The following is a 25,449-nucleotide window of genomic DNA, read 5'->3' on the forward strand; positions in this document are numbered from 1 at the left end:
ATTTACTTATAAGGTAAAACCGCCCTTGTCCACGCCCAGCGCCATAAGCCGCTGCTGTAATGCCGCCGGTAGTTCATCGAACCACTGTTGTTCCTGACCGGGCAGCGGCAATACATGGCCGTATTCAACCATATCCCCGGCCTCAAGATTGCAGAGGTAAATCCAGATGCGGCTCTCATCAATGCCGGCAATGCGGGCCACTTCCCGCAGGATCGACTGCATTAATGCCGCACGCTGCCCGGCGCTGCGTCCGGCGCGGATGTCGCCCCGTATCCACAGATGATCCCCCTGCGGTTCGCCGCCGAGGAACAGGGAACTGTTTTCACGTTCTTCAATCATCACCTGTACGAAATAGGCCGGCGCGCCGGTGGCCTCGTGATGCGCTTGGGTAATTTTTTGCGCCATCAGGGTTTTTTGCTGTGCTGATAACAACTGCTTGGGTACCGAACACACATAGGTTGGCATTGTCCACTCCTTCTATACAATTATACTGGCATATGCCAATATATCCCTGACCGGATATCATTGCTGGAGTAAAAAATGCCTTCCATGAAAAAACCGCCTTTAAAAAAGCATCCCGTGGAAATAATAGCCGAGGGCGCTCCTAAGACATCCCCGGACGAGCCCAATCCGGGCGTACACGTATGTTATGCCACCGCTCTGCGCAAGGCGACGCGCCGTATATCGCAGCTTTATGACGCGGCGCTGGCGCCCTGCGGCCTGCGCTCGACCCAGCGATCGATCCTTCGCCATATCAATGACGCTGGGGAAGTGGCCATGGGAGACCTGGCGGACATGCTGGTATTGGATCGCTCGGCGCTGAACCATAACCTAAAACCCCTAGAGCGCGACGGGCTGATTCAGGTGAGGGTGGCACCGAAGGACAAGCGCAGCCGCAGAGTAAGGCTTACCCCGGAGGGCCGGGAAAAACTGGCGGCATCGCAGCCTCTCTGGCAGGCGGCGCAGCGGCGCTTCGGGACCATAATGCCGGATAATCAGACCGCTGCATTGACCGCTATCCTGGCCGAAATTTCATCGCCCGAATTTGCGCAAATCTTTATCGCGTCACCAGAGGTAAATCCTGCATCACCTGCATTATCGAAAAAAGCCGATCGCTGAAAAAATAAAGTGCCAATGTTCCAAAAGCCAATAGAAAAAAAACTCCTAATATCATATTTATCGTATAAGAATTCAGTGAAGCATTAATGGATTCCAATAATTTTAATTCTCGCTGCCTCGAGGCCAGCGATGCCTCTATTCTTTGCAGGGACAGCGCTATTTGTTCAAGCGTTGTCGTCTCATCAGAGTCTGTTTCTTCGGTTATATGAGTCACCTCGAGTAAAACCGGTCGTGCATTTATCATGGCGGCCATACCTTTAAATAGGGTGTCGGGCCTGATAAGGTTGGTGCTTTTTACGCCAGGATTCAACCCATCCGAAGGTAAAAAAACAATAAAATAATTCAATTACATGATTTATATGCCATTATTTATTTTTCAAAAAAGACCGAATAAAATCTTCTTACGAGGTGTTTACTCGGTATGCAAACCATGAGAATAGGATGATAGTATGTCAGTGAATTCCATCGCACGAACCAGCACCGTGAAACACTATTATGATAAATTAACGTTAACCCTGCATTGGGTAACGGCGCTGATAGTGATTTTCTTTTGCCAGCTCGCAAATATGGGAACAGCTTGAGCGCGGAACATTTTGGCGGAAAACACTACAATCACTACATATTTCTTTCGGCATTGCATTGGCGGCAATAATTATTATCCGCCTCATTTGGCGCGCGACCGCTGGAAAAAAATTACCCGCAGCCTCTTCATCGTTATTGATGCATCGTTTAGCCAAATTAACCCACTGGGCGTTATATCTTTTATTAATTGCACAAATTACGCTGGGTTTTCTTTTCCGCTGGGCGCAGGGCGAACCCTTCATGTTTTTTGGCTTATTTACCGTACCTGATATATTCAACGTTGATCCTATGTTGCGCAGAACTTTCGGCATGCTGCATTTCTATACCGCCTGGACCATCATTATCCTGGCCGGCTTGCATGCCTGCGCTGCCTTGTTTCACCACTACGTCCTGCGTGACGACACGCTGAGAAGAATGATGCCGCCGGCGGAATAACGCCGCCCGTCCGCCGGCGACGCATGCCGGCATTTATCCCTGATTGCCAGCCCCGCCCAGGCGGAGCCGGATAGACATACCCAAAAATCATTACCTGCGGCCCGCGCCGGCGCATTAACGGCCGGTGGGGTTGAAATCCACACCACAAAAGGACATATCGCCATGTTGAAACCGATGACATCAATTGCCGCCGCCAAACATTCCCCACTGCTGCTCGGAGGCGCCCTGCTGCTGATATCCGGCCTAAGTCATGCCATGGGGGACGATTCATCAACCACTCCCACCTGCCCGAAAGGACAAATTTATGATTCGCGCACCAAAACCTGCATGGTGGATAAAGGCAGTATGATCTCCGACGCCGACCGCACCCGCTACGCCTATACCCTGGCGAAAGCCAAGCGTTATCAGGAAGCCCTGGCGGTGTTGGACACCTTAAAACAACCTAATACCGCCCAGGCTTGGAACTATCGCGGCTATGCTACGCGCAAGCTGGGCCGCACCGACGAAGGCATCGGTTATTATCAGCGCGCCATCGCCCTGGACCCCCACTATGCCCAGGTACGGGAGTACCTGGGGGAGGCGTGGATGATCAAAGGCCGGCCCGATTTGGCCAAAGCACAGCTGGCCACCATAAAAACCTTGTGCGGCACCGGCTGCGAGGAGTATCGCGATTTGTCCAACGCCATCCAAGGCCACCCTGAATCCTGACGGGCCCGAGGCATAAACACCACCTTATGTTATCCTCATTAACCGGTCCTTGTATTCTGGAAAAGGCTGTTCCTATAATCTGCCGAGACACTGAATTGGGGCAGGAGAACGCTATCATCGATACCCATGATATCCGCGACGAGCTGGGGCACTATTTGACGCGCTTATGGCGCTACGGTATGGTGTTGTCCCGCAAACCGGATATAGCGGATGATTTGGTGCAGTCCACCTGTGTAAGGGCTATGGAACGTGCCGGGCAATTCACCGCCGGCACGGCACTGGACCGCTGGCTTTTCTCGATTCTGCACTCCATCTGGATCAACGAGATCCGATCGCGGCAGATTCGCCAGGGGCAAGGATTTGTCGATATAGACGAGGTGACGGCACACAGCGGTGAATCGGATTCGGTAAGCCATATCTGGGCGAATCAAATCATGGACCGCGTCAACCAATTGCCGGAGGCGCAGCGCAATGCGGTCTTTTTGGTCTATGTGGAGGGGTTTACCTATCAGGAAGCGGCACAGACCCTATCCGTGCCCATCGGCACGATTATGAGCCGGCTGGCCGCCGCCCGGCTGACGCTGGCTAAAGACGCCGCCATATCATCGGCCCGGCCCCAGGTGGAGGGCGACAAGGTATGACAAAACGCCCCTTGGTTCCGCCGCTGACCGATGAACTGCTGGTGGCTTACCTGGATAATGAATTGGATGCCGACCAGCGCCGACAGATTGAACAGCGGCTCGGCGACGATCCCCAGCTCGCCGAACGGCTGGCGCTGCTGGACCAGGCCAGCCTGCCTTTCAGCGCGGCTTACGCCGTTATGCTCAATCAGGCGCCGGCGGCGCGTTTGCGGGCCAGGCTGGAGAGTCTGACGGAAGCAAACAGCCCGAATGGCTTAGACCGGCCCGATGGCTTGGATATTCCGCATGACCGGGATGGGCTCGACGGCTCGGGTAATCCGAATGGCCTGGATAGGCATGATGGCTCGGGTAATTCGAATGGCCTGGTGGATAGTCATGATGGCCTGGGCATTGCAAATGGCGTAGACCGGCCGGACGGACGGACGCCGATAACGGCGCCGGCCGCCGGGCGCGGCATCAGCCGCAGAAATCTGATGGCGGCGGCGGTGGCCGGCCTGGCGGTGGGCATCCTCGGCGGACGGCTGTCGTTCGGGCTGTTCACACCGGCGGGACATCAGGATAACTGGCGGGATCTGGTGGCGGAATATATGTCGCTCTATACCGACGAAACCTTCGCGGATACGGTAACATCGCCGGACCTGCAGCGGCAGCAGCTAAAGACCGTCGGCGCCAGGCTGGGATTAACGCTTGATCCCGGGCGGCTCAGCCTGCCGGGCGCCGAGCTGAAGTTCGCCCGGCTGCTGAGCTACGACAGACAGCCCATAGCGCAAATCGCCTATCTGGATGAAAGTCACGGACCGCTGGCGTTGTGCATAACCCGCGCCGGAGACGGCCGGCAAGACGAGCCGGAAAGCGAAGTACTGCGCGGGATGAACGTGGTGTACTGGGCTAAGGGAGGACACCGTTATATGCTGATTGGCCATAACCCGCCGGCGGAGCTGAACGCGCTGGCGCAAAAACTGATGGCGGCATAATCAGGCCTGAACGATTGGCGCCGTAGCCATGCGCGGCCGGTCTTTCGGATTAGACTTGCCGGCGCAAGAGCATGATTGGCAACCGATCGGCATGAGAACCATGGCAAGGTTCAGTCCACGGAGTGGTTAAATGAATCATGGCGCACTGGCGCCGTCAAAAAATGGCGGGCCGGGTACGCTAGCCCTGGTTCAAGCTTCTTCGGCCACCGCTACCGGCACCGGTTGTAAGCGCTCGGCGCTCAGGTTCACCAGATGCGGCCATACCGCCATCAGCGTGGAAACGATGAGATCCAGATCCGCCCGGGTAGCGCCGTCGCGCGCTTGCACCGACATGCCCTGCAGGGTGCCGGCCAGATATTTTGCCAGCGCCGCCACCGGCGCGTCGGCTGACAACTCGCCCAGCGCCTGACGGGACTGCAGAAAATCCCTCAAGGTGTTTTCCTGCAAATGATGGCGGCATTTCAACATCTGCGCCACTTCTTCGGACGATGCGGAGAGCGCGGCCGAGGTACAAATGATAAAACAGCCCGACGGCAGGCTCTTATCGGTAAACATCGAGGCGGCCGCGCGGAAAAAGTTCTCCACCGCCTCGGCGACGGTGCAATCCGGACGGGATAGCAGCGCCTTGCCCTTCTCGGCGAATTTGATGACATACCGCTCCACCGCCGCCCGGAATAACCCTTCTTTGTTACCGAACTCGGCATACAGGGTCGGCGCCTTGGCCCCGGTGGCCTCCACCAGATCGGACATCGAGGTAGCTTCATAGCCATGGCGCCAGAACATCTCCAGCGCCTTATCCAGAGCGGTATCACGGTCAAACTGCTTTGGACGCCCGCGACCCTTCTTCAGACATGCCGCTATTTGCTCTGTGCTCATAACTTTCCTCGTATCCAGTGGAATGGCAGATAATAATTAACGTCCACTATAAAAAAACTTGTTACCGCTGTCGAGAGAGTTTTCCGAATTTTGTAAACAACATTTTCCGACAGCGTCCCCCCTTGCTCCGCGGCCTCCCTCTTTTCATCGGCTGAGTCTCCCCTCCGGGTTCGGGGCGCCCTGTTTTGTCAGGGATTTAAGAGGAGATGCACCGGGGCTAACGGACGACATTACGGACGTTCGCGTGAAACCATCGGCCCCGCCCGTAGGCCACGCCGCTCGGGTTTGCCAGAAAGCCCGGTGCAAGATTATGGCTCGGTTAATGGCAGGAACTCTGAAGCACAACGCTCTCATGCCTTGTTCCAGCGCGTTACATAGCGCCGTTACGGTCGCCATCGCATATATTTTTTATTATCGAAGGGTTGGAGAGAAATATATCATATGAAGTTATGATTTCATTTAACAATATTATCAGTTCATATAGAAATAATTAAAATGGCATTGCCTCCACCGTTAATAGACAAACTTCATTTGCAGCATAGAAACCTCTGATAGTTCAATTTTTTTCGAGATTTTTTTAAAATTTATATTTATCATCTGCCTTCGAAACTCAACGTAACCGCTTTTATCTCGTGATTACGTTAGGATAATCCCGCGGATGAAATAACAAATACTAGACCTGCTTCATAATAAGTAACGTGGATTTTTATAATAAGGATGACATCATGAAAAAGCTTTGTTTAGCGCTGCTAGCCTGCACCACCCTGGGAACAACCTTCAACACCCTGGCCGACAGTAACCATACGGTTTCATTGGGTTACGCACAGAGTAAGCTTGAAACTGGCCCAACCCTTAAGGGTGTGAACGCCAAATACCGTTATGAGTGGGATAGCCCGATCAGTATTATCACCTCATTGACCTATATGGCGAGAGGTGTTAATGGTATATACGATGATGATGGAAGCATTGGCAAGTCAAAGCTGGATTTTAAATATTGGAGTTTCTCGGCAGGCCCGGCTTACCGCTTCAATGAATTTATCAGTATTTATAGCCTGTTGGGTTACAATGCGAATAGTGTGAAACTCAACGATATCTCAAATTCCCATGATTCCTTAACCTACAAAGGAAGGTCGTTTATGTATGGTGCCGGTATTCTCATTAATCCAATGGATAAGCTATCTTTGGAGTTAGGTTACGAAGGTTCCAGCCTCAAATATGACGAGTTTTCACATAAACGACTCGCCATCAACGGCTTTAACGTCGGCATCGGTTACCGGTTCTGATTGAACTCTACGTTGTCCCCTCGTTATCGATTAATCCGCATTCAGGCCGCCCCATAAAGGCCTGAATGCGGATCGCGCCTTTACAGCGGGAGAGCCCGCCGGGGCGACAGTGCAACCGCCTTGCAGATCAACAGCTTTGACCGAATCTAGTACCAGACGTGTTAAAGGGAGACCGTGCTGATGGGGTCGAATCGGGCATGGGTTTTCTGCCCGACAGAGCACCCCACGGCACGGTAAGCCCGCTATCACCGAGCCATGACCCGAGCGTGTTAAAGGGAAAACGTCCTGCCTGCCGCCTATCTCATTAAAGGCAAACCCACTATAACAACACTGTTTAACACTGTACCGCCAACCCAAGGCCATCAAATAGACCGAACCATCAGGCTGAAAGCCACACTTAAAACAGCGTATAGGCCACCATGCCAACCAGCGCGCCGGTGGTGCCGAGAATCGTCTCCATCAGGGTCCAGGTTTTCAGGGTCTGCAGCTCGGTAGCGCCGGTCAGCTTGCCGAACAGCCAAAATCCCGCGTCGTTAACATGGCTGCAGACAATGGAACCGCCGCCGATGCATACCGATAAGGCCGCCAGCTGGGCGCCGTTCAGGCCAAGGCCGGTGATAACCGGCATCACCAGTCCTACGGTGGTTAAACACGCCACGGTAGCCGATCCTTGAATAATACGGATGGCGGCCGCCAGCACAAAACAGGCCACCGCGATAGGCAGGCCGGTACCGATTAACGCATTACCCAACGCCGGCCCCACCCCCGAATCCACCAATACCTGTTTAAAGACGCCGCCGGCGCCGGTCACCAGCAGAATGATCCCCGCCGGTTGCAGCGCCGCCGAGCAGATTCCCATCACCTTGTCTTTGCTCATGCCCTGCCGGTACGCCAGGCCGTAGATGGCCACCAGGCAAGCCAGCAAAATGGCGATAAATGGATGGCCCACCAATTCCATCCAGCGGTAAAGCGTCGAGCCCTGGGCCACAAAACGTACCCCGATGGTTTTTAATCCCACCAGGATCAAGGGGAACAACACCAGCGACACGCTGAATCCAAAGGAGGGCAATGCTTCGGTTTTTAATGCCGGAGCGGCGATATCTTCCGGCAAAGGGATGGTCACATACCGGCTGATAATGCTGCCGAATAGCGGCCCGGCCACCAGCATGCCGGGGATGGCCGCCGCCAGGCCGATGGCTATCATCCAGCCATAATCCGCATGCATCTGCGATGCCAGCAGCATCGGCGTCGGTCCGGGCAATAAAAACGCCGCCGCCGCGGCCACGCCGGCAAATAGCGGCACCAGCAGTTTCACCAGATTGTCGCCGGTACGGCGGGCAACGGCGAACACCACCCCAATCAACAGCATCACCGCCACCTCAAAAAACAGCGGCAACGCGCAAATAAGCCCGACGATGCCGAGGGCCAGGAACGCCCGCCGTTCGCCAAAGCTTTTGATCATCCTGGTGGCGATTTGATCCAGGGCGCCGGTTTCATGCAGTACTTTACCGAACATTGATCCCAGCGCGACGACAATGGCCAGGAAACCCAAAGTGCCCCCCATGCCGGCCTGCATGGTATCGGCGATTTTTTCCAGCGGCATTCCGGAAAAAATCCCGGTTCCGACGGACACCAGCAGTAAAGCGACAAATGCATGCATACGCGCTTTCATGACCAGAAAAAGTAATATCAACACCGAGCCGATGGCGGTGATGACCAGAGTTAAGGTGCTCATCATGGGTTAACCCGCCTGGCGTAGCCATCTCCGAAGGCCGGGGCGCTCATCGCCGGGACATCATTTTCTTCTATGCTTGATTTAAACACCGGTTCACTCCACTGGAATAAAAACGTGCCACGTCTTGTTCCGCTACCGTTTGATAAATTTTTACCAGACGAGTATGAAGCTCGGCTGGCGAATGTGTATGTTACCGGTAACAATAGTCCGGCTGTCTCTCTTAAAAGGCAAGAAATTAGACATACATCACACAATATTTGTGATGCACGTCGAAAAATTTGCTCTAACTCGCACTTTTTTGTGATGAATTCGTTGCGGTATTATCACTGCCGGGGAGTATTTTCGGTATGGGGGGAGTCAAGAGACGGAGGCTGTCCCTTGAGAGGAAGAAAATTGCCGGTAAAAAGGGAAGCGACAGCATTATTCAGCTAATTATCCATAAATAATCTTAACCAAATATAGGAAGCTCTTTTATTTTTTAGATTAATCATTTTGTAATAATTATGTGAACGTAAATTTTTTTTAATGATCGCTCATGGTAAGAATAAATTTCTCAACGTTATAACCTCAAATAATTCGAATATTGTCAACGCACCTGCAACTTGAAGCATGACGTGTATATTAATATTATTAACCCATTCAGCCATCCTTGACCGCGACGGAATCTGACGGGCGAATAGCCGCGACTTCATCCTCCTCGGTCAATTGCTGCAACGCCTGGAATACTTCCTTGGGCGCAATATTCACCACATTATTTTCCGGCGCCGCCAGCAGGATATAGGGTACCTGCCAGGGCGCCCAACAAACGGGATCGCTGTCGCCGAAGAGGGCGACAATGCTTTTACCCAGTCCCGCCGCGATATGCATGGCTCCGCCATCGCTGGTGACCACTCTCCCGCACAGCTGCATGGCGCCGATAAGCTCTTCCAGCGTCCGGGTAGGGATCGGTATCAGGCACGGCAGATTACAGGCCGCGACAATACGGGCGGCCAGGGTATCATCGCCGGGATGGGTGGGGTTGTCCTCCGCCCCCGGCGACCACAGCAGGATAATCTGGCAGGGCCCCAAGGCGGCCACCATCTGCGCCAATGCGACGAAATGAGACTCCGGCCAGCGTTGCAATAACCGGCGGGCGCTGATCTGCAAGCCCAGGATCGGCAATTGGTTATCAATACCGTATTGTTGAGCCAAGGCAGCGACTTTTGCCGGATCGGCGAACAGATGGAGCGGTCCGGCGGCGTCCCGGATGCCCAACGGGGCCAGCATGCGATGAAACAGCTGCACCAGATGCTCGGTATGGGGCGCGGGCAAAGGCACCAGTTCGGTGATGGCCGGATGGGGAACGGCGCCAAGAGCGATGATTTTCGGCGCGCCGGATAACGTGCACCATTTTAAGACCCGTTTATCCCACCGGCTTTTGGCGATAATGGCGATATCGTAATGAATGCGCCTGATATTCCAAATAATGCGCAACCGGTGCAAAAGTATTTTAAGCAGCGACTCGCCCCGGGCGCGATGATGATTTTTTTTATAAACATGTACCCGAAATATATCGGGGTTGCCCGTTAATACCGCCGCATTGTAGCTATTGGCTAATACATCGACTGAAAATCCTCCATTAGCCAATGCGTTTATCAAGGGGGTAGTTAACAGCGTGTCACCGATATTATCCCGACAAACCACCAGAGCTTTCATGCTAAGTCTCCGCTTATGCTTATATATAATTTCGGCTTGTCGTTAAATGAATGCTGATTTAGGGCCGACCGGCCAATGCCCCTGGCTGGAGATATGACAATCTCCCCAATAAAGGGTTCACTCACGAGGAAAATAGACTTTTAACAGTTTAAAATTCGAGCATAAACCAATCAGTGAATAAAAGTGTGTGATAAGAGTATCAGAGTGAAAGAACGCCCTGCACGGCCGCGATATCCTTGATCAAGGGGCGAGAAAGCGTCAGTGGCGTTTTGAGAACCTGCCGGCGCCGGGGCGGCAATGCGCCAAGCCCCGGGCTGCCGGTTTGCTGCCAGGGCTATTTTTGTAAAAACCGGTCCAGCCGCTGCTGCAGGTGGCGATTTTCCTGCCGCAGGCGCTTGATCTCATCCAGCAGGCCCACCGCCAGCGCGATACCCGGCCAGTCAAGCTCCAGTTCCTGCCGCAGACGCTGCGCCCGCTTGATTTCATGCAGCGCGGCGGGCTCGAAACGCCAGTTATCATCAGCGTCGTCTTGCGGGGTAATGATGCCCAGACCCACCACTTCAAACAGTTCATCCCGGGAAATACTGGCATATTGACAAAATTCGGTAATTTCCAGAGTTACCCTAATGTCGGTCATGACCTGTCACTCCCATTCCGCACGAGGATTAAATGCACAATGCTCGGCGATTTCCGCCCACAGCTTACGCCCCTTGTCATCCGTCTGCTGCGGCATCACCACCTTGATAAGGGCATACAAATCACCGGTGCCCTGTTTGTTCGCCAACCCCTTGCCTTTGATACGCAGCTGCTGGCCGGTCTGGCTGTTGGGGGGAACGGTAAGGGTTATTTTGCCCGTCAGCGTCGGAACGGTCACCTTAGCGCCGAGCGCCGCTTCCCACGGGGCGAGGGGCAGTGTCACCAGCAGATTATTACCGTCGATATCAAACAGCGGATGAGGCGCAATGCGGATAATCAGGTAGACATCGCCGTTAGGGCCGCCGCCGCTGCCGGCGGGACCCTGCCCTTTGATACGAATGCGATCGCCATCGCCGACGCCGGCGGGGATTTTGACCTTCAGCGTTTTGGCCGCCGGCGGGGCTTGACGGCCATACTCCACCGACCCCGGCAGCTGGAAGCTAATAGTGCGCTGATGCTCTTTCAGTGTTTCCTCAAGGAAAACCGCCACCTCGATTTCCACATCCTGGCCGCGGCGGGCGGCCGTCCTCCCGCTCTGCGCAGCGCGGGCCTGGCCCCTGCCGCCGAACACCGACTCAAAGAAATCGGAGAAATCATGCTGCTGGAAATTGAAATCATCGCCCGTCTGGGCGCCACCGGCACGGCCGCTGGGCTGCCAGCCCGGCGGCGCCTCGAAACGGCCGCCCTGGCCGTACTTGCGCAATTCATCGTACTCGGCGCGGCGGGCGGTATCCTTCAGCACCTCGTAAGCTTCCGCCACGTCTTTGAACCGGCTTTCAGCGTTGGGTTCGGTGCTGACATCCGGATGATATTTGCGGGCCAGCCGGCGATAGGCGGTTTTGATTGTTTTGAGATCGGCAGTGGGCTCGACGCCCAATGCGGCATAATAGTCTTTGAAGTCCATACAGCTCTCTACCGCCATGTTTTAAGGGATGAAGCGCGGTTTTAAATACCCTGAATAATGCGTGACGGGTATAACACCGCTGACGGAAATATCTGCAATGTCGGTAACTTTAGCACTTCAACCCAGGTGATAAAAGTCTGTATGTCCCTGTCAAGCCAATAAAAGAACCGCGGGCTGATTAACCGTTTAAATTAGCACGGCTGGAGGTTCGGCCACAGCGGTCGCACGGCATCCAGCAGGGAAGCCGTGCCGGCCGCCACCGACATATGCCGTATATCGCCGTCCCGGAAAGCATGGGTGACCTCCAGTCCCGCCTCGGCGCAGATAACCAGCCCGCCGGCGATGTCCCAAAGCGTGGTACGACGCTGCAGATGGCCGTCAATCAGGCCCTTGGCGGCGAATAGCATGCCTACCGTGGTGCAGCGGTAACATTCCACCGACCACTCCGCACCGCGCAGGCCCTGGTAAAAGGCCGCCGCGTCCTGTAACCGGTCATCGGCGCTGTCGCCGAGAGACACCATCTTCACTTCGTCAAAGCGGCTATCCCGCACAAAGGGCTGTCCCTTACTGAATACGCCTTGGCCGGTTTCAGCGGCCAGCAGTTCGGTAAGCACCGGCAGGGCGACCACCCCCAACACCGGTTTTTGCCCTTTGAGCAGGCCCAGGGAAACGCCCCATAACGGCGAACCGCGTAAAAAATTCGCCGTGCCGTCAATGGGGTCGATGACCCAGTTAGCCCCCGGGCCCAGTTCGCCGCCCAGCTCTTCGCCAACGACATTATCGTCGGGAAAATGCTGTTGCAGGCGATCGCGAATCAATTGTTCCACCGCCATATCGGCCTCGGAAACGAAATCCTGGCTGCGTTTACTGTCAAGGCGCAGCTCGGCGCGGCGTGAAAAATGCCATAACGCCAACTCCGCCGCCTCGGCGACGATGTGTCCGGCGATGGCCAGACGATGGGAGGGTAACGCTGTCATAACGCTCCTGATGTTTCACAGGCCCCCGGCAGGGGCCGTCACGGCAAGACTAACAACATAGTCCGGCCAGGTGAAAACATCCATCCGTTAATCCGGCAAAAATGAAAAGCCGTTAGCCGCGGCGACGTTCCGGCAGGAGAAATAACACGCCTTAACCGCGGCGGCGCTCCAGCATGGCGAAAAACAGCACCGTCATCACCAGCACGATAAGCAGCAGCACCAGCGCGGCGGCTGAGCCCTCATTGACGGACAGACCGAGAAAAGCCCGGCGGTAGGCAAAAAAGCTTAACACTTCGGTGGCGGTGCCGGGACCGCCGCGGGTGAGCACATAGGGCAAATCATAGGTTCGCAGTTCATTGATCAATTGGATGACCACGGCGATGGCCGCCACCGGACGCAGCATCGGCAGCGTGATAAACCAGAACTGCTGCCAGCGCCGGGCGCCGTCCATTTCAGCCGCCTCATAAGGCTCCCGTGGCAGCGCGGCAAGGCCCGCCGCCAGGATCAGCACCACAAACGACATCTGCTGCCAGATATCGATAAACGCCATGGTCCAGAAGGCCATGGTAGGATCCCCCAGCCAATCCAGGCGCGGCAATCCCCAGGTCTCCAGCAGATGGTTCACTATGCCCAGATTGGGCTGCAGCAGCATCCGCCAAATCAGCGCCACGCAGACCGGCGACATCGCCATGGGAATGGTCAGCAACGCGAAGTAGATCGGCCGGGTCCTGACCGTCCGGTTCAGCATCAAGGCGATGCCCAGCCCAACGACGAATTCCCCGGCGACGGTTATCACCGAGTATTTGATAGTCAGCCAGGCCGCAACCCAAAAGGCTCCATCGCTCAAAACCGCGGTAAAGTTATCAATGCCGATAAAGGGCGCCAGCGCCGGACGCATCAGGGTAAAGGATGAAAACGCCAGCGCCACGGCATACAGCACAGGGAAACCCAGCACAATGGCCAGCGCCAGCAGCCCGGGCGACGCGAACGCCCATCCGGTAAGGCGAAACCTGTCAAACCCCGGCCACCGTGGTTTAGGGCGCCGCAAAGGAGCGGCGGAGGTTTTAGTGAGCATCATCAATTACTTCTTTTTCATCAGCGTTTCAAGCTGGGTGGCCGCCGCCGCCAGAGCGCCGTCCGTATTGCCGCTGCCGCCGGCCGCCTGGGAAAGCTGGGTGCCGAGCACATCCTCATACTGGGCGGAATAGGTAAAGATCGGGAAGGATTTCCCCCCGGCCACCACCTGCTGCGCGGTTTGGTAATAGGGGAACTTGGCCAGCACCGCCGGATCGCTATAAACGTCGGTCCTCACCGGCGCATGGCCCTGCAGGGCGCGTTCCGTTTCGACCTTTTTGCTTTGCACCCATTGGATAAAGGTCCAGGCGGCCTGCTGTTCTTCCGGCGAAACGTTTTTCGGTATACCCCAGCCCCAGCCGCCGCTTTCGCCATGGCCGCCGGGCATCGGCGTCAGCGCCAGCTTACCGGCAACCGCCGGGCAGGATTTGGCATTATCCAGCTGCGGCAGCATCCACCAGTAGGTGATCATGCTGAAAGCCTTGCCGCTGCACATCAGGCGCTGGGTGTCATCCAGGGTGGCGGACAGCGCGCCGGCCTGGGCGCCGTGCTGGATGGCGTCGACATAGAGGGCAAGGGCCTTTTTGCCCGCAGGGCTGTTCAATACCACCTTGTTGTCGCCGTCAAGATAATCGCCCCCGGCGGCGAACAGATAGTTGGAAAACTCCATACTATTGGGATCGCCCCGCTGCCCCTGCATGGCGGCGCCGGCAATATTCTGTTTTTCCTTGACGAACTTCGCCAGGGCCACGTATTCATCCAGGGAAGCCGGCAGGGCCAGCGGCTTGTTGTTCTCGGCCTGGAATTGCTGTTGCAGGTTTTTGTCCCCCAGGATATCGGTGCGATAAATCAGCCCCATGGAGTAGTTGTACATCGGCAGGATAAACATCTTGTTTTTGTCGTGGTTGAGCAGCGACACCGTGGAAGGGATAAACGCCGAGGTATCGAATTTCGATTTGGCAATCATCGGCGACAAATCCGTTAGCCACTGCGCGGCGGGGAATTCTCCCGCCCAGAGAAAATCCACCTCCAGCAAATTGTAATAGCTTTGCGGCGCAATCAACTGCGCCACCAGCTTATCATGCATATCGCCGTAGCCGATTTTTTCAAATTCCACCTTGATACCGCTCTGTTGTTCAAATTGCGGTAACATTTGTTCGATAATATGGGTTTCGGGCACATCTTCCATCAGGGCGTGCAGCACCACCTGTTTTGCCTGCGCGCCGTTGGCAGCGGACAACATCACCAAACCGGCCAAAAAAAAGCTTTTTTTCATGGATAACATGGTCGTCTCCTGTTTCGTCTGGATTGACGATTCAATGCGGTTGATAAATTCTCAGTACTACTTAACGCTGCCGAAGGTCAGGCCCTTGACGATAAAACGCTGGATAAAATGCGACGCGATAATCAGCGGCAATATGGCCAGTACCACCCCCGCCGAGACTTTGCCTATCTGTACGCCGTTAGAGGTTTGCAAGGCCGCCAGCGCCACCGGAATGGTGGAGGTTTGCGGCCCGCTCAGCACCAGAGCGAATAAAAACTCGTTCCATGAGAGGATAAAACCCAGCACCGCGGCGGCGGCCAGTCCGGGCAGGGAAACAGGCAGGACGATATGGCGGAACGCGCCCCAGGCCGTGGCGCCGTCGGTCATGGCCGCCCACTCCAAATCCACCGGAATGCCCTCGAAGAATCCCATCAGGATCCAGGTGAGGAACGGCAGGTTCAGCGCCGCATACACCAGCGTCAACCCCAGCAGGGAATTGGTTAGACCAAGGGTGCGCAGCAGCGCGAACGCCGGCAGCACCAGCGCCACCGCCGGCAGCATCTGGGTAGCCAACATGATAAAGCGCGCCCCGCTGCCGCCGGTTCGAAAGCGGGCGAACGCGTAGCCGGTGGCGGCGGCAAACGGCATCGCCAGAATCACCGAACAAAACGAGACGATCAGGCTATTGCCGTAATGGGTGAGAAAATCATTCTGCTCCAGCAGGCCTCGGTAATTCCCCCAGGTCCAGTCGGGAAAAACCGCCGTGCTGTAAGAGAGGGACTCCGGCACCAGGCTGGTGCGCAGGGCCCAAAGCGGCGGCAGGATCACCACCAGGCAAGCGATTATCAGGCCCAGGTGCAGAGTGATTTTACGTAACATAACCTGACTCCCGGATTAATTGATAAAGGGCGGCGATGCCGGACGCGACAGGACATCGCCGGTATGGCTGTCGAAGAGATGCAGGGGATCGGGATCCATATACAGGGTGAGCCGCTCCCCCGGCGCCGGCAGGGTATGGCGGTCGAGGCGCACCACAAACCTGACATTGTCGATGGTGCCGGTGACGATATTTTCCGCCCCCAGGGCCTCCACGGCGGTGACGTTGAAGGGCAGCGGCTGCCAGTGGGCGCCGTGCTGGCGTGCGTGGAAATCCTCCGGCCGGATACCCAGGGTGACCGGCTTGCCTTCATGGCGGCGATAATGCTGCTGCGCGTAATCCGACACCCGGATAAGCCGGCCGCCGTCCAGCTCCAGGAAGATTTCGCCGGCCCGGCTGCGCACAATGCAGGAAACCAGGTTAATGGGCGGCGAGGAGAGAAACTGCGCCACGAAGGTATTGGCCGGGTTGGCGTAAACCTCAAGGGGCGTGCCGCTTTGCACCAGATATCCGTCACGCATGATGCAGATACGATCCCCCATGGTCATGGCCTCAACCTGATCGTGGGTGACATAAACCATGGTTTTACCCAAACGGCGATGCAGCTTTATCAGTTCGGTGCGCATTTCGGCACGCAGCTGGGCATCCAGGTTGGACAGCGGCTCATCCAGTAAAAACGCCTGGGGTTCGCGGACAATGGCCCGGCCGAGCGCCACCCGCTGGCGCTGGCCGCCGGACAGCGCGGCGGGTTTACGGTGCAACAGCTGATCCAGTCCCAGCATCGCGGCGGTTTCAGCGACCTTCTGCCGGATAATCGCCGTCGGCGTACCGCGCATTTTCAGGCCGAAGGCCATATTTTCCGCCACGGTCATATGGGGATACAGCGCATAGCTTTGGAATACCACCGCGATATTGCGGTCGCGCGGCGCCACCCGGTTGACGTTTTGACCGTTTATGCGCAGCTCGCCGGAGGTAATGCTTTCCAAACCAGCAATCATGCGCAGGGTGGTGGATTTACCGCAGCCGGACGGGCCGAGGAATATCACGAATTCGCCGTCGTTGATCTTCAGATTGACGTCGCGCACGCTGTATTGATTATTCTGATAGATTTTAGATACTTGCTGCAATTCAATAGAAGCCATGGGCGTTGTCTCCGACGCTGACGCACGAGCGATCCGCCATCAACGCAAACGGTTGCCGCGTTGATGGCGTTAACTGACTGCCGGCCTCTATGAGCCACAAGAGGCGTATTGTTCTAAATCAAAAACAATGTTGTCTTTTGTTCACTTGTCAGCCGGTATAAACACCGCCGGTGACATTGACGCCTTGCCCGGTCATGAAGCGCGCCGCATCCGAGCAGAGAAAGGTCACCACATCCGCCACATCTTCGGGTGTTTCCAGCCGTCCCAACGGAGTCTGCGCAATATAATCCTCAATGACCCGCTCCGGCGTGACGGACCGCAGTTCGGCCTCCCACTCCACTTCACGCGACTGCATGCCGGTTTTGACAAATCCCGGGCAAACGGCGTTCACTCGGATGCCTTTGGGAGCCAGTTCCCTGGCCAGCGCCTGGGTCCAGCCCAGCACCGCGAACTTGCTGGCGGAATAGTGCGCCAGCAGCGGAGCGCCCACCTTCGCCGCCAGCGACGCGGTATTGACGATTACCCCCTGACCCTGGGCCACGAACTGCCGGGCGGCAATCTGATTGGTCAGAAAGATGCCGCGCGCGTTAACGTCAAAATTGAAATCCCACTCTTCATCGGTGAGCTTCAGCGCATGCTGCATGGTGGATACCCCGGCATTGGCCGCCAGGATCTGAAAGCTGCCGAACGCATCGTTCACTTTGGCGAATCCCTCGTTAACCGACTCGCGGGAGCGCACGTCCAAATGAAATCCGAAGGTCTCGCCCCCCAGCTCCGCCGCGGTGCGTTTGGCCGTAACCTCGTTAATGTCGCCAATGGCCACACGGACCCCCTGCGCCATAAGCGAGCGGGCAATGGCCCGGCCGATGCCGGCGCCGCCGCCGGTCACCACCGCGGCTTGGCCGGCCAGGCCGGGGAACTGACAGGGACTGGAAGTATCGAGGCTCATGTTACGGCTCCTGAAAGAGATGTACTATTACTTATAACAAAAAAGCAAACAAATCAAAACAAAATTTGTTTGATAAAAAAATAATTACCCGTATTATGTTTGAAACGATGTTTGAATTAACGGATGTTTCAAACATTCTGACTTTTAGGATCTCAACATGAATGCAAACAAAGACGTTCTGCCGGTATTTCCGGACAAACCGGAACGGACCCGGCTAATGGCCCAGGACAGGCAACTGCATATTATTGACACCCTGGCGCGGGAAGGCTCGGTCTCGGTTACCGGCATCGCGGCCGAACTGGACGTCTCGGATATGACCATCCGCCGCGACCTGGTGGAATTGGAATCGGAAGGGAAACTGGTGCGCATCCACGGCGGCGCGGTGCTGCCGGAGAGCAGCCTGCCGGTGGCCATGGATCGCGAAGAACCCAGTTTCGAGTCCCGGCTGGCGCTGCATTGCGACGCCAAAGCCCGTATCGCGGCGGCGGCGGCGGACATCGCCTGCGGCTATCGGACCGTGGCGCTGGATGTGGGCACCACCACTTACCTGATGGCGGAACGGCTGATGGAACGCCACCGCTTGAAGATTTTCACCAATAGCGTGCGCATTGCCTACCGCATGAGCAGCGGCGCGCCGGACATCTATCTGGCGGGGGGACATATGCGCGGCGACGAAATGTCCATGGGCGGCCCGGCCGCCGTCGCCCAGTTCGAACCGCTGTGGTTCGATATTGCCTTTATCGGCGTTTCCGGCATCACCGGCAGCGGGTTTTACGATTACTCCTTTGAAGATGTGGAACTCAAACGGCTCTATCTGCGCCGCTCGGGTTTCAAAGTCGTACTGTGCGACTCCTCAAAATTTCAACGCATGTCCCTGGTGAATATCACCCCCTTGCCGGGCGTGGACATGTTGATAACCGACAGCGCGCCGCCGCCGGCCATCGCCCTCGCGCTGGAAGCGGCAAAGATCAAGGTGGTCGTCGCTCCCCCTTTATCCGAGATCGGCTGATACGTGGAAGGGAACAGCGGGTTCCCTAGTAAATCGTCTGGAGCATCCTATGATTTTTGAATTTTTGGGTAATAAAAAGAAAGCCGTTATCGCCATGGCCCATATCGGCGCTCTGCCGGGATCGCCGCTTTATGATGCCGACGGCGGCATCGACAAGCTGATTGAAGGCGTGCTGGCGGATGTGGAAAAACTGCAGGCGGGGGGCGTGGATGCCGTCATGTTCGGCAATGAGAACGATCGCCCCTATGTCTTCAACGCCGCGCCGGAGGGCGTTGCCGCCATGGCGGCGGTGGTGCAGGCGGTGAAACCGTCGCTGAAGGTTCCGTTCGGCGTTAATTACCTGTGGGATCCGAAAGCCAGCGTCGCCATCGGCGCCGCCACCGGCGCCAGCTTTGTGCGGGAAATCTTTACCGGCGTGTTCGCTTCCGATATGGGTATCTGGCAGCCCGACTGCGCCACCGCCTCCCGCCTGCGGCATAATCTCGGCCGCGACGATATGAAACTGCTGTTCAATATCAACGCCGAATTTGCCCACTCCCTGGACAGTCGGCCGATAGAACTGCGGGCCCGCAGCGCGGTATTTTCTTCCCTGGCGGACGCGATTCTGGTCTCCGGCCCGATTACCGGCGAAGCGGCGGACCAATCCCATCTGCGTAAAGTCTGTGAAGCGGTAACCGACGTGCCGGTGTTCGCCAATACCGGCACTAAAATCGATAATGTGCGCGAGGTGTTAAGCCTGGCCAGCGGCGTCATTATCGGCACCCATTTCAAGGTGGACGGTTATACCTGGAATGCGGTGGACGGCGATCGGGTGAAACGCTTTATGGACGTGGTGGAAACCCTGCGTTAAGAGGCACCGCAACGGCAGCATGACGGGAGAAAGCATGACGTGTTTGCTGGGTATTGATATAGGAACGACGTCCACTATCGGCATCCTGATCCGGCCGCCGGATCGGGTGCTGGGCATTGTTTCCCGTCCGGTGCGGCTCTCGTCGCCCCAGCCGGGATGGACGGAGGAAGATCCCGGACAGTGGTGGAGTAACGTCGGCGACATCTGCCGTGAGCTGCTGGCGATCGCGGCGCTTGACCCCCACGAGATTGCCGGCATCGGCGTCACCGGTATGCTGCCCGCCGTGGTCCTGCTGGACGACGGGGGAAACCTGCTGCGCCCCAGCATCCAGCAAAGCGACGGGCGCTGCGGAGAGCAGGTGGCCGAAATCCGCGCTGAACAGGATGAAAAGGCCTTTATCGCCCGCAGCGGCAACGGCATCAATCAGCAACTGGTGGGGGCGAAAATTCGCTGGCTTGAACGGCATGAACCCCAGGTTTATCAACGCATAGCCACGGTATTCGGCTCCTATGATTATATCAACTGGAAGCTCACGGGCGAAAAAGCCGTTGAACAGAACTGGGCGCTGGAAGCGGGTTTTGTGAATATCGCCACCCACGAACTGGACGATGGGCAGATTGCCCTGGCCCACCTGCCGCGCCTAACGGTTCCCCGGCTGGTGCGTTCCCATGACATTCTCGGCGTCGTGACGCCCGACGCCGCGCGGTGGACCGGTCTGGCCGCCGGCACGCCGGTCATCGGCGGCGCGGCGGATATGATTGCCTCCGCCCTCGGCGCCGGGGTCACCCGGCCGGGGGATGCGCTGCTGAAATTCGGCGGGTCGGTGGATGTACTGACCGCGGCGGCGGACGTCTATCCCGATGCCCGCTTATACCTGGACTATCATCTGATTCCCGGACTGTATATGCCCAACGGCTGTATGTCCACCGGCGGCTCCGGCCTGAACTGGTTCGCGGAAAATTTTGCCGGCCAGCACCGGGCGGCGGCGGAAGAGGCGGGCATGTCACTGCACCAGTATCTCGATAGCCTGGCGCAGCAAAAGCCGCCGGGGGCCGACGGCGTGCTCTGCCTGCCCTATTTTCTCGGCGAAAAAACCCCGCTGCACGATCCGGCGGCGCGCGGCGTGCTGTTCGGGCTGACCCTTTCACACGACGCGGGCCACGTATGGCGCGCGTTGCTGGAAGCCTATGCCTACGCTATCAAGCATCATGTGGAAACCTTGCATGATATCGGTTATCCCACCCGCCGCTATATCGTCTCCGACGGCGGTTCCGCCAGCCGGCTGTGGATGCAAATCGTTGCCGATGTGCTCGGCGCGCCGCTGCAGCGTCTGACGGGACATCCCGGTTCTTGCCTTGGCGCCGCCTGGGCCGCCGCCATCGGCACCGGCCAAAGCGACGACTGGAACGGCGCCGGGGCCTTTGTGCGGTTCGGCGAACTTATACAGCCCGACGCCGGTAATCACGGTTGCTACGGCGAACTCTATCCCCGCTTTCGTGAGCTCTATGCCCAATGCAAACCCCTAACTGGGGGAGGATGCAAATGATGTCCGGTCGGGACAGTGTGATAGATCGTAAACACGCCGTGAAGCCTTTCCTGGGGGCTCGATCCGCGCGATTACGGCTACCCTCCCTGGTTGCCGCCCTTCGGGCCAACGCCTAGCGGCGTTGTTCCAATACGCTCCCGACGTATTGGTCCCTGGCGCGGACGGTTTACTCTTCTATCACACTATCCCGCCTTATTGCCCCCCAGTTCATATGCCGGCAGTCAGCCCGGAATACAAGGGTTCCGGCCGGAAGGAATCATGCCCGCGCCCGGGATTTAAAGCTCTCCAGCATCACGGCGATGATAATGATCGCCCCTTTCACCACCTGCTGGTTGTAGCCGGAGATATTCATCAGGTTCATCAGATTGGAGATGATGCTCAAGATCAGCACGCCGATAATGGTATTCACCACCGTCCCCTTGCCCCCCGCCAGGCTGGCGCCCCCTACCACCACCGCCGCGATGACGTCCAGTTCGAAACCGATGGACATTACCGGCGAACCCACTCCGGTACGGGTGGATGCCAAAACTCCCGCCAGGCCGCAGGCCAACCCGCTTAGGGCATAAACGGCGAATTTGTACCAATCCACCCGCACGCCGGCAAAGCGCGTGGCGGTTTCATTGGAACCGATGGAAATCACCAGCCGCCCGAATACCGTATACTGATAAACGAAATGGGCGATAAGGGCAAAAGCGATAAACACATAGACCGGCAGCGGCAGTCCGAACAAATAGCCGGTGCCGAAATTAACATAGGAAACGTCATCGATAAATATCGGCTGGCCCTTGGACACAATCAGCGCCAAACCGCGGGCGATGGTCATCATGGCCAGGGTGGATATAAACGGCGCGATATTGAAAAAGGTCACCAGGCAGCCGGCCGCCGCCCCCACCAGAGTGGCGATACCCACCCCCGCAACAATGGCCGGCAGCACGCCGATTTCCGGAATCAACAGCGCCACGGCCACCGACACCAAGGCCATGATCGACCCTACCGACAAGTCGATGCCGCCGGTGAGGATAACAAACAGCATACCGATAGCCGCCAGCCCCAGCGGTACGCTTTGCCTGAGCACATTGGTGATATTTTCCGGGCTATAAAACCGATCGGATAAAAAATTGGCGACAATCAGCATGACAAAAAACACCAACAACGTAGAGTTATTGGAAAAAAATTTCAGCACCTTGGTCCGCAGGGAAAAACCCGCCGAATCAGTGGAATGGGTTACCGTTTCCATAATCTTTCCTCATTTACGCTAAAGCACGTTTAGGTATGGCGAATCTCATGATGTTTTCTTCGGTGATTTGAGCGCCCTGCAATTCGGTGGTTATGGATCCTTCGCTCATGACATAGACCCGATGGGCGAGGGAAATAACCTCAATCATTTCGGAAGAAATAACAATAATGGCATAGCCCTTTTGCGCTAATTCATGAATGACGTTATAAATTTCCACCTTGGCGCCGACATCGACCCCACGGGTTGGCTCATCAAGAATCAGCAAATCACAATCAGTATTCAGCCATTTAGCGATAACCACTTTTTGCTGGTTGCCGCCGCTGAGACTGGATATAGGATCTTCGATGGATCCCAATTTAATCGCCAGCCGTTTTCGGGATTGTTCGCTGAAGGATTTTTCATGGCGGTAATTGATTATTCCAAGCTTATAACAGACGCGTTTCAAACTGGACAGCGTCATATTTTCCCGAATGGGACGGGATAATATCGCCCCCTGCTCTTTCCTGTTCTCCGGTACCAAGCCGATGCCTTGCCGCATGGCGTCGGCAGGATGTTTGATAACGATTTCCTTGCCGTTTTTAATCACATTGCCGCTGCTCATCCGATCGAGGCCGAACAGACAGCGCGATATTTCCGTACGGCCGGACCCTACCAATCCCGCCAGGCCGACGATTTCACCTTTTCTGGCGGTAAGGTTGATATCATTAAGCAATGACTTGGTGGACATGCCCCGGACTTCCAGGATCACCTCTTCTCCAGGAGTGTTTTTTTTCGGATAAAGATTTTCAAATTTACGCCCCACCATGCTGGAGATAATGTCATCTTCCGTGCAGGTTTTAGGATCCAGATCGGTAACCGTTTCGCCGTCTTTAATCACGGTAATCGCATCGGCGATGGCAAATATCTCATCGAGCCGGTGGGAAATATAAAGAATGGTGACGCCTTGGCCCTTGAGCAATTTCAGCTGGCTGAATAAAATATCGATTTCCCGGCTGGATAATACCGCCGAGGGTTCGTCCAGAATCAGTATCTTGACATCCCTGGCCAGGGATTTGGCGATTTCCACCATTTGCTGATACGCCACGCTCAAACTGCCGAGACGGGCAGTGGGCGGTATTTGGAAACCCAGATTCGACAGTACCCGGCCGGCTCTCTGGTTCATTTTTTTCCAATTGACAAAGTGGCCGCCGAACCCCAGATCGCCGAGGAAGATATTTTCCGCCACGGTCAGATCCGGCGAGAGCGCCAGTTCCTGATAGATAATGCCGATGTTGTTTTCCCGGCTTTGCTTCGGCGACGTGAAGTGGACTTCTTTGCCATTGATGGCGATGGTCCCGCTGTCCTTGATATAGATTCCGGACAGTATTTTCATCAGCGTCGATTTACCGGCGCCGTTTTCCCCCACGATGGCATGAATAGTGCCATGCTTCACCTTCAGATCAATATTTTTCAGCGCATGGACGCCGCCGAAACTTTTTTTCACATTATTGATAACGACCGCATACTGGTCCATGACAACACCTCATTTTCAGCCCCCCTCATGACAAGGGGGGACGGCCTCAGAAAAGCGACTTGGGATCGTAGACTTGTTTCACGTTATCTTTGTTAATCATGATGGTGGGGGTATAGACATAGTCCGGGAAGTCTTTATTGCCGGCGGAATATTTGGCGATAACCCCCAGGGCGGTATCGGTCAGGGTATTGGGGTTATTGGCGGCGGTGGCCTGCAAATCGCCGCGTTCAATGGCTTCCAGGCCCTTTTTATAACCGTCATGGGCATAGACTTTCACGTCCTGCAGTTTATTGGCGGCCTTGAGGGAGAGTATGGCGCCCAGGGCCATATCGTCCATTTCGCTGTAGACGCAGTTGATCTTGTTGCCTTGGGCGACAATGATATCTTCCATGGCTTTCTGGGCGCCCTGCTGATCCCAGTTGCCCCAGCCCTGACTGACGACGGTCAGGCTGGTATGGTTATATTTGCGCAGCTGAGCTTCCATAACGCCGCGGACGAAATTGGTGCGGCGGGCTTCTCCCACCAGATTGCCCTGATTGCCGCTGATGATGACGCAGTTCATCGGTTTGTCGCCGAATTGCTGCACCGCATACTCGCCAATTTCGATATTGTCTTTGGCATTATTGGCCTGCACCCGGGTAATCACCGGCGCGTCCAGGGAGATATCGCTGTCCAGGATAACGGTGGGGATGCCTGCGCGGTTGGCGATTTGCGTAATGCGCATGCCGGCTTCCGGATCCTGCGGATTCAGCACCAGGTAATTGATCCCCTGGGAAATCATATCCTCCACGTCAGAGATTTGTTTATTCAGATCGCCGCGGGCATCGGTGGTGATCAAATCATATCCGCGCTCTTTGGCGTGAATCTTCATATATTCAGTCAGGCCGTTAAAAAAGGCGCCGTTCAGGGTCCGGTTGGCAAAGCCCACCTTGATTTTATCCGCGGCGTGAGCCGATACCGTCACCGTTGCCAAAGCCAACAGAAGACTCATGAATGCTTTTTTCATTAAAATCCTTCCTTTTGTTTGTTACGTTGGGTAGAGGTCACTTCGTAAGACTGATGCTCTTTTCTGCTTATCAAACTCTTGTTGCGAAAACTGCGTGCTTATAGAACCAGGGTGGTGCGGCCCGAGGTCTCGGGCCTGGCCCGGAGGTAATGAACTCGGAGTCAAGGGGTCGGGACGGGGTGATAGAAGAGTAAACCGTCCGCGCCAGGGACGGCGCGGATCGAGCCCCCAGGGACGGGTTCACGGCGTGTTTACGATCTATCATCCTGTCCTGGCCCAAGCACCTTGCCGTTAACACCAGGCCCTCATCCATGAAAGCTTCATTGCTTCAACGCCTTACGGCACATTTCCGTTACG

General features: G+C 56.1%; 23 protein-coding genes and 1 pseudogene. 9 read left to right on the forward strand and 15 right to left on the reverse strand.

Features of this window, described 5'->3' with window-relative positions:
• Nucleotides 1-6: 6 nt before the first annotated feature.
• Complete coding sequence (locus GTU79_RS26120; protein WP_132925079.1) at nucleotides 7-465, reverse strand: tautomerase family protein; 459 nt, start codon at nucleotides 463-465, stop codon at nucleotides 7-9.
• A 75-nt stretch (nucleotides 466-540) separates the two neighbouring features.
• On the opposite strand from GTU79_RS26120, the gene GTU79_RS26125 reads away from it, so the two are divergent.
• From GTU79_RS26125 to GTU79_RS26145, 5 genes and pseudogenes are all read left to right on the forward strand, one after another.
• Entirely contained in the window at nucleotides 541-1,119 is a 579-nt protein-coding gene (locus GTU79_RS26125; RefSeq protein ID WP_203520729.1) for a MarR family winged helix-turn-helix transcriptional regulator, read from the forward strand.
• Between the two features lie 449 nt (nucleotides 1,120-1,568).
• Nucleotides 1,569-2,136, forward strand: a pseudogene (locus tag GTU79_RS26130) (cytochrome b).
• Between the two features lie 174 nt (nucleotides 2,137-2,310).
• Nucleotides 2,311-2,844: a tetratricopeptide repeat protein gene (locus GTU79_RS26135; RefSeq protein WP_203523026.1), complete on the forward strand. Its 534-nt coding sequence runs from the start codon at nucleotides 2,311-2,313 to the stop codon at nucleotides 2,842-2,844.
• Between the two features lie 74 nt (nucleotides 2,845-2,918).
• Complete coding sequence (locus tag GTU79_RS26140; protein WP_253073698.1) at nucleotides 2,919-3,485, forward strand: sigma-70 family RNA polymerase sigma factor; 567 nt, start codon at nucleotides 2,919-2,921, stop codon at nucleotides 3,483-3,485.
• Nucleotides 3,482-4,459: an anti-sigma factor family protein gene (locus GTU79_RS26145; RefSeq protein WP_203520723.1), complete on the forward strand. Its 978-nt coding sequence runs from the start codon at nucleotides 3,482-3,484 to the stop codon at nucleotides 4,457-4,459. Before GTU79_RS26140 ends, GTU79_RS26145 begins: the two co-directional genes overlap by 4 nt.
• Before the next feature lie 189 nt (nucleotides 4,460-4,648).
• Here GTU79_RS26145 and GTU79_RS26150 read toward each other — a convergent pair whose 3' ends face one another.
• On the reverse strand, nucleotides 4,649-5,335 hold the full coding sequence (locus tag GTU79_RS26150; RefSeq protein ID WP_203520721.1) for a TetR/AcrR family transcriptional regulator: 687 nt from the start codon (nucleotides 5,333-5,335) through the stop codon (nucleotides 4,649-4,651).
• 725 nt (nucleotides 5,336-6,060) lie between these two features.
• Here GTU79_RS26150 and GTU79_RS26155 point away from each other — a divergent pair.
• On the forward strand, nucleotides 6,061-6,618 hold the full coding sequence (locus GTU79_RS26155; protein WP_203520719.1) for an Ail/Lom family outer membrane beta-barrel protein: 558 nt from the start codon (nucleotides 6,061-6,063) through the stop codon (nucleotides 6,616-6,618).
• Between the two features lie 397 nt (nucleotides 6,619-7,015).
• On the opposite strand, the gene gntU is transcribed toward GTU79_RS26155, so the two are convergent.
• The 10 genes from gntU to GTU79_RS26205 all read right to left on the reverse strand — a co-directional run bounded on the left by gntU (nucleotide 7,016) and on the right by GTU79_RS26205 (nucleotide 17,931).
• Nucleotides 7,016-8,353 carry a gluconate transporter gene (gntU, locus tag GTU79_RS26160; protein WP_132927971.1) on the reverse strand — a complete coding sequence of 446 codons (1,338 nt, stop codon included), beginning with the start codon at nucleotides 8,351-8,353 and terminating at the stop codon, nucleotides 7,016-7,018.
• Between the two features lie 639 nt (nucleotides 8,354-8,992).
• Nucleotides 8,993-10,048 (reverse strand): glycosyltransferase family 9 protein, encoded by a 1,056-nt coding sequence (locus tag GTU79_RS26165; RefSeq protein ID WP_203520717.1) that lies wholly within the window; start codon nucleotides 10,046-10,048, stop codon nucleotides 8,993-8,995.
• Nucleotides 10,049-10,382: 334 nt separating this feature from the next.
• On the reverse strand, nucleotides 10,383-10,685 hold the full coding sequence (locus GTU79_RS26170) for a chaperone modulator CbpM (protein ID WP_132925060.1): 303 nt from the start codon (nucleotides 10,683-10,685) through the stop codon (nucleotides 10,383-10,385).
• A 6-nt stretch (nucleotides 10,686-10,691) separates the two neighbouring features.
• Entirely contained in the window at nucleotides 10,692-11,648 is a 957-nt protein-coding gene (gene cbpA, locus GTU79_RS26175) for a curved DNA-binding protein (protein ID WP_203520715.1), read from the reverse strand.
• Between the two features lie 191 nt (nucleotides 11,649-11,839).
• The gene (locus tag GTU79_RS26180) at nucleotides 11,840-12,625 is read right to left on the reverse strand and encodes an inositol monophosphatase family protein (RefSeq protein ID WP_203520711.1); all 786 of its coding nucleotides are present in this window, start codon (nucleotides 12,623-12,625) and stop codon (nucleotides 11,840-11,842) included.
• A 151-nt stretch (nucleotides 12,626-12,776) separates the two neighbouring features.
• Nucleotides 12,777-13,703, reverse strand: a complete 927-nt coding sequence (locus tag GTU79_RS26185; protein WP_203520709.1) for a carbohydrate ABC transporter permease — start codon at nucleotides 13,701-13,703, stop codon at nucleotides 12,777-12,779.
• 3 nt (nucleotides 13,704-13,706) lie between these two features.
• Nucleotides 13,707-14,984, reverse strand: coding sequence for an ABC transporter substrate-binding protein (locus GTU79_RS26190; protein ID WP_203520707.1), 1,278 nt, complete (start codon nucleotides 14,982-14,984; stop codon nucleotides 13,707-13,709).
• Nucleotides 14,985-15,041: 57 nt separating this feature from the next.
• Nucleotides 15,042-15,842 (reverse strand): carbohydrate ABC transporter permease, encoded by an 801-nt coding sequence (locus GTU79_RS26195; protein ID WP_132925043.1) that lies wholly within the window; start codon nucleotides 15,840-15,842, stop codon nucleotides 15,042-15,044.
• 15 nt (nucleotides 15,843-15,857) lie between these two features.
• Nucleotides 15,858-16,982 carry an ABC transporter ATP-binding protein gene (locus GTU79_RS26200; protein WP_203520705.1) on the reverse strand — a complete coding sequence of 375 codons (1,125 nt, stop codon included), beginning with the start codon at nucleotides 16,980-16,982 and terminating at the stop codon, nucleotides 15,858-15,860.
• A gap of 148 nt (nucleotides 16,983-17,130) precedes the next feature.
• On the reverse strand, nucleotides 17,131-17,931 hold the full coding sequence (locus GTU79_RS26205; protein ID WP_132925041.1) for an SDR family NAD(P)-dependent oxidoreductase: 801 nt from the start codon (nucleotides 17,929-17,931) through the stop codon (nucleotides 17,131-17,133).
• 157 nt (nucleotides 17,932-18,088) lie between these two features.
• Between GTU79_RS26205 and GTU79_RS26210 the strand changes: the two genes are divergently transcribed.
• From GTU79_RS26210 to GTU79_RS26220, 3 genes are read left to right on the forward strand one after another with little or no spacing between them, the layout of a single operon-like run.
• Nucleotides 18,089-18,940 (forward strand): DeoR/GlpR family DNA-binding transcription regulator, encoded by an 852-nt coding sequence (locus GTU79_RS26210; RefSeq protein ID WP_203520703.1) that lies wholly within the window; start codon nucleotides 18,089-18,091, stop codon nucleotides 18,938-18,940.
• Nucleotides 18,941-18,989: 49 nt separating this feature from the next.
• The gene (locus GTU79_RS26215; protein WP_132925038.1) at nucleotides 18,990-19,790 is read left to right on the forward strand and encodes a BtpA family protein; all 801 of its coding nucleotides are present in this window, start codon (nucleotides 18,990-18,992) and stop codon (nucleotides 19,788-19,790) included.
• A gap of 34 nt (nucleotides 19,791-19,824) precedes the next feature.
• The gene (locus GTU79_RS26220) at nucleotides 19,825-21,336 is read left to right on the forward strand and encodes an FGGY-family carbohydrate kinase (protein WP_203520701.1); all 1,512 of its coding nucleotides are present in this window, start codon (nucleotides 19,825-19,827) and stop codon (nucleotides 21,334-21,336) included.
• Between the two features lie 256 nt (nucleotides 21,337-21,592).
• Here the strand turns inward: GTU79_RS26220 and GTU79_RS26225 are convergent, their stop codons facing one another.
• The 3 genes from GTU79_RS26225 to GTU79_RS26235 all read right to left on the reverse strand — a co-directional run bounded on the left by GTU79_RS26225 (nucleotide 21,593) and on the right by GTU79_RS26235 (nucleotide 25,092).
• Complete coding sequence (locus GTU79_RS26225) at nucleotides 21,593-22,471, reverse strand: ABC transporter permease (RefSeq protein WP_132927969.1); 879 nt, start codon at nucleotides 22,469-22,471, stop codon at nucleotides 21,593-21,595.
• 115 nt (nucleotides 22,472-22,586) lie between these two features.
• The gene (locus GTU79_RS26230) at nucleotides 22,587-24,086 is read right to left on the reverse strand and encodes a sugar ABC transporter ATP-binding protein (RefSeq protein ID WP_203520696.1); all 1,500 of its coding nucleotides are present in this window, start codon (nucleotides 24,084-24,086) and stop codon (nucleotides 22,587-22,589) included.
• 46 nt (nucleotides 24,087-24,132) lie between these two features.
• On the reverse strand, nucleotides 24,133-25,092 hold the full coding sequence (locus GTU79_RS26235; RefSeq protein ID WP_203520694.1) for a substrate-binding domain-containing protein: 960 nt from the start codon (nucleotides 25,090-25,092) through the stop codon (nucleotides 24,133-24,135).
• Between the last annotated feature and the right edge of the window lie 357 nt (nucleotides 25,093-25,449).

This window comes from Sodalis ligni, from assembly GCF_016865525.2.
Taxonomy (GTDB): domain Bacteria; phylum Pseudomonadota; class Gammaproteobacteria; order Enterobacterales; family Enterobacteriaceae; genus Acerihabitans; species Acerihabitans ligni.

Coding starts and splice junctions, on each gene's coding strand:
- GTU79_RS26155 (WP_203520719.1), top strand. CDS start 6,061: ATGAAAAAGCTTTGTTTAGCGCTGCTAGCCTGCACCACCCTGGGAACA.
- GTU79_RS26120 (WP_132925079.1), bottom strand. CDS start 465: ATGCCAACCTATGTGTGTTCGGTACCCAAGCAGTTGTTATCAGCACAG.
- GTU79_RS26215 (WP_132925038.1), top strand. CDS start 18,990: ATGATTTTTGAATTTTTGGGTAATAAAAAGAAAGCCGTTATCGCCATG.
- cbpA (WP_203520715.1), bottom strand. CDS start 11,648: ATGGACTTCAAAGACTATTATGCCGCATTGGGCGTCGAGCCCACTGCC.
- GTU79_RS26205 (WP_132925041.1), bottom strand. CDS start 17,931: ATGAGCCTCGATACTTCCAGTCCCTGTCAGTTCCCCGGCCTGGCCGGC.
- GTU79_RS26145 (WP_203520723.1), top strand. CDS start 3,482: ATGACAAAACGCCCCTTGGTTCCGCCGCTGACCGATGAACTGCTGGTG.
- GTU79_RS26135 (WP_203523026.1), top strand. CDS start 2,311: ATGACATCAATTGCCGCCGCCAAACATTCCCCACTGCTGCTCGGAGGC.
- GTU79_RS26170 (WP_132925060.1), bottom strand. CDS start 10,685: ATGACCGACATTAGGGTAACTCTGGAAATTACCGAATTTTGTCAATAT.
- GTU79_RS26230 (WP_203520696.1), bottom strand. CDS start 24,086: ATGGACCAGTATGCGGTCGTTATCAATAATGTGAAAAAAAGTTTCGGC.
- GTU79_RS26200 (WP_203520705.1), bottom strand. CDS start 16,982: ATGGCTTCTATTGAATTGCAGCAAGTATCTAAAATCTATCAGAATAAT.
- GTU79_RS26165 (WP_203520717.1), bottom strand. CDS start 10,048: ATGAAAGCTCTGGTGGTTTGTCGGGATAATATCGGTGACACGCTGTTA.
- GTU79_RS26125 (WP_203520729.1), top strand. CDS start 541: ATGCCTTCCATGAAAAAACCGCCTTTAAAAAAGCATCCCGTGGAAATA.
- GTU79_RS26225 (WP_132927969.1), bottom strand. CDS start 22,471: ATGCTGATTGTCGCCAATTTTTTATCCGATCGGTTTTATAGCCCGGAA.
- GTU79_RS26185 (WP_203520709.1), bottom strand. CDS start 13,703: ATGATGCTCACTAAAACCTCCGCCGCTCCTTTGCGGCGCCCTAAACCA.
- GTU79_RS26235 (WP_203520694.1), bottom strand. CDS start 25,092: ATGAAAAAAGCATTCATGAGTCTTCTGTTGGCTTTGGCAACGGTGACG.
- GTU79_RS26180 (WP_203520711.1), bottom strand. CDS start 12,625: ATGACAGCGTTACCCTCCCATCGTCTGGCCATCGCCGGACACATCGTC.
- GTU79_RS26190 (WP_203520707.1), bottom strand. CDS start 14,984: ATGTTATCCATGAAAAAAAGCTTTTTTTTGGCCGGTTTGGTGATGTTG.
- GTU79_RS26195 (WP_132925043.1), bottom strand. CDS start 15,842: ATGTTACGTAAAATCACTCTGCACCTGGGCCTGATAATCGCTTGCCTG.
- GTU79_RS26150 (WP_203520721.1), bottom strand. CDS start 5,335: ATGAGCACAGAGCAAATAGCGGCATGTCTGAAGAAGGGTCGCGGGCGT.
- GTU79_RS26210 (WP_203520703.1), top strand. CDS start 18,089: ATGAATGCAAACAAAGACGTTCTGCCGGTATTTCCGGACAAACCGGAA.
- GTU79_RS26220 (WP_203520701.1), top strand. CDS start 19,825: ATGACGTGTTTGCTGGGTATTGATATAGGAACGACGTCCACTATCGGC.
- gntU (WP_132927971.1), bottom strand. CDS start 8,353: ATGAGCACCTTAACTCTGGTCATCACCGCCATCGGCTCGGTGTTGATA.